Annotated in this window: 1 protein-coding gene; it reads right to left on the reverse strand. The window is 63.3% G+C overall.

Translation table 11 applies throughout. The features are described 5' to 3' along the window. On the reverse strand, positions 1-3,563 hold a 3,563-nt coding region (locus tag ACLV8F_RS24760), incomplete at its 3' end, for a hypothetical protein (RefSeq protein WP_411886851.1). Positions 3,564-3,575: the final 12 nt, after the last annotated feature.

A 3,575-nucleotide genomic window follows, 5' to 3' on the forward strand; every position in this document is an offset into this window, starting at 1 on the left:
TCGCGCGCCAGGCGGGGGGTGACGATGTCCTGGCCGGTGAGGCGGTATTGCGTGAGCTTGAAGGCTTCGGACGAGAAGAAGTCGTTGGCGAAGGCTTCGTTGTATTCGGTGTATTTGCGCACGGTGGCGCCGGGCATGACGCGCCAGGCCGAAGCTTGCGCATCCTGGCTGCCGCCATACGTGTTGCCGCTCTTGCCTTGCATGAGGAGGCTGCCGTCGCGGGTGGCGAAGCCGGGGACCACTTCGCCGGCCCAGGCCTTGCCGGTGGCCTGCACGGCGAAGGCGCCGGGCAGCAAAGCGTAGCGCGCGGGCAGCAGGGTGTACCAGCCTGCCGCCAGGCCCGGGCCGCCGGCCAGCCAGACGCGCTTGCCGGCGTCGACGCCGGTGACGGGGGCGCTGGCTTGCTGGCCGGGCAAAACGGCGTACATGCCGGGACGCGCCAGCACATCATTGGAGCCGCCGGGGCCGGGAACGAATTCCCAGGCGTACAGGTCACCGCCGCCGGTGATGTCGATGACCGCGCCTTTGGCGAGGTCGACATTGGGCGACTTCATGGTGATGCGCTTCTCGGGCGGGGAGGTCAGGCTGCCGCTCGATGGATTGGCGGCGTCGCCGGCCTTGGTGGGGTCTTTCCAGTGCTCGTTGTTCGACAGCGTGCCGTAGGGCAGCATCAGGCCGGCGCCGGAGACCGAGGTGATGCTGCCTGCGCCCAGGGTCAGGCGGTTGCCGGCCACCAGCTCTATCTGCCCGAAGGGCGCGCGCAGCACGCCGTTCTGTTCGATCACCGGCGCTTCCAGGCGCAGCGTGCCGCCTGCCGACAAAGGCAGCACGGAAGAATTTCCGGAACGCCCCACGGTGATGGATTCACCGGACAGGATTTTTGCGCTCATCGCGGTGGTCGGGTAAACCAGGCCGGCGGTGATGGCCAGTGCGCCATCCACATCCAGGGTTGCCGTGGCGGCATCCGCGGCCATCGTTGGATCAACCGCGGCATTCTTCCCGCTGAAGCGGAGTTCCGATGCATTCAAGGCCGTTTTCGCAAAGCTGCGAATGCTCGCGGGCCCGAAGGTGGCGCCAGATCCGCTGACACCTCCGACGATATCGATGACGTCGGCGTTCAATATCAAACTTCCTGTGCGGTTCGCGATTGCTGGTGGCGCAATGCCGGACGAGGTGTGTTTGAGTCCGATATATGCCGCTGTCAGACTCGCATGTCCGGATTCACCTGCAGCATGACGTAACGCACCATCAACCGTGATACTTCGCGTCGCAGAAAGCTGGACATCACCCAGCTCAACTGCACCTGCAGACGCTAAACCAAGATTAGCAAAACCACCTTTCGAGAAGGATTTCGGACGCGCTATCAGAAGTGAATTTGACGGGGTCAAACTCCGAAAATCCAGTAAGAACCAATCGTTGAAAGCGTCAAGAACCGCGTTGTTCAGTCCGAAAGCGGCGTAGTCGATTTGCCCTCCCTGTCCTCCTCCAGCCGAGGCGGTATCAGATACGGCAAGGGCAACCCTTCCTGCTGAACTGAGATGATCAAATAACGCTTGCGTAATGATCATCGGCTCATATCCAGGGATACCGTAATCCTCAAGCACCTTCGCAAAATCAGTTCCAACAATACTGGCAGGCGTACAGTATTGAATCATGGTGCAAAAGGCTTCCACAACCTTGTTTGCCAGATTGGCACCCGGACCGGAGGCTACTTGTTGAATCGACAAGGAACCACCTTGCGCCCCCTTGCCCCCTGACTTGCCAACCAAAGTGGCAGCAATCTGCCCCTCCCCGCGAATATTGATCGCCCCGCCATCACTGGCCAGTGCCAGTTTTTTGTAACTTATCTGTCCGAACGCGCCACCTGCCTGCGCCTGTTCAATCTCCCCGCTCGCGCCCGACACGTCGATTAGCGAACCCGCCGCCAGCTGCACCTCCGCGGCACGGATATCCACGACACCGCCCGATAACACCTTGCCTTGCAGGTGCCCGGTTTTGTCGAGGTAAATCGCCGGGAGGCCGCGCGCCAGCAACTGCGCACCCGGCTCCAGCCTGAGGGTCTTGGCGCTCAGGTCAATGCGTCCCGCTGGCGCTTCCAGGCGGCCCAGCACCGTCAGCACACCGGCGCCACCTGCAGCCAATGCCAGCTTGCCGCCGGTGTCGGTCACGATGGATGCACCCACCCCGACGCGGATGTCGCCGGCTTCCGTGCCCAGGGTCAGTCCGCCCGGTTTGCGCTTGAGCCGTTCCTGCGGGCTCAGCACGCCAATCGGCGCCACACCGGCCAGGCTGGTGCCGGTCGCCACGTCGCGGTAGGCAAAAGAATTCAAATCAATACCGACGGCCTGCTGCGTCACCGCCACACCTTCAGGCACCGCGATGCCGCCGTTGCCGCGCACCGCGACCGACACGGTTCCGAAACCGCGGTCGCCAAACAGGCTGGCAGGCAAGACCACGGTGGCGGGATCGTTGCTGGCACCGCCCACTTGCACGGATGACGGCGTTTCAAGGATCAGGCTGCCGGCCGACCCCGCTGCATACGCGCGCAGGTTCAACGAAGCCAGACCCGTGTCCGGCGTGAAACCGGTCAAGCGGATGGAGCCGGCATCGCCGACACGCAAGGCAGGCAAGCCTTTCTTGCCGATATCGACACGGCCCCCGCCGGAGACGTCAAACACGGCGTTTTTATCCGCCATGATTTTGCTGGCATTGAGGGTGATGGCGCCGCCATTCATGGCCCAAGGCCCGGACGACCTGCCGTCACGCCAGGTGTTGATCCATTGGCCGGAGACATCCAGGCCGCCCCGCGCGCCAAACTCCAGCTGTCCGAAGAACGAATCCAGGGAAATGACACCGCCTGCAGAGCGGATCATGCCGTTGATGCGGATCGCGCCGGTCGAGTTTTCGCCACCGGTAACGGAAAGCGCGCTGCCCGGCGAGAATTCGACATTGGCGCCGGCGGCCACTTCAAAGTCGCCTTTGCTGACGTAGAAGGTGGTCTGGCCCATGCCCGAATTGCTGAGCATGTCGTCGGACAGCAAGGTCAATTTTTTGGACCTTGGGTTGGCGGGGTCCAGGGGGACATAGAAGTCCGCCCCCAGGGTGCTGCCTGCGTTGAATGCAGCACCCAGGCGTTTGGGGTCATGGCTGATGATGACGGTGCCGGGGGACCAGGGTTTGTCTTCCACCCTGCCGCCACCCAATACCAGCTGGCCTCCCGTCTTGCCGACCGGCTTGTTTTGCTGACGGTCACCCGTGATGACGCCGCCCCACATATCCCCTTCGAGCACCATGGCGTCACCGGCGAATACCTGGACAGCGCCGGCCTTGCGGCCTTCGGTGTAGCCGGCCTCCTTGAAGTCGCCGCCTATCAGCGCGCTGCGCCAGGTCGTGTTCACGCCCCAGCGCGCATGGTTTTGTGTGAAGCGGCCGGCAAGCCCCGCGTAGTCGATGTCGGGCATGGCCCGGTTCATCGTGTAGATGCCGCCTTCCGCGCCGGCGAGTTTGGTGGCGGTATTCATGCCGTCCGAATAACGCACCGAGCCGCCGGAGATGTCGATCATGGAGCCGGCGCG

The organism is Polaromonas sp. YR568, assembly GCF_943369675.1.
In the GTDB taxonomy this organism is placed as follows: Bacteria; Pseudomonadota; Gammaproteobacteria; order Burkholderiales; family Burkholderiaceae_C; genus Polaromonas.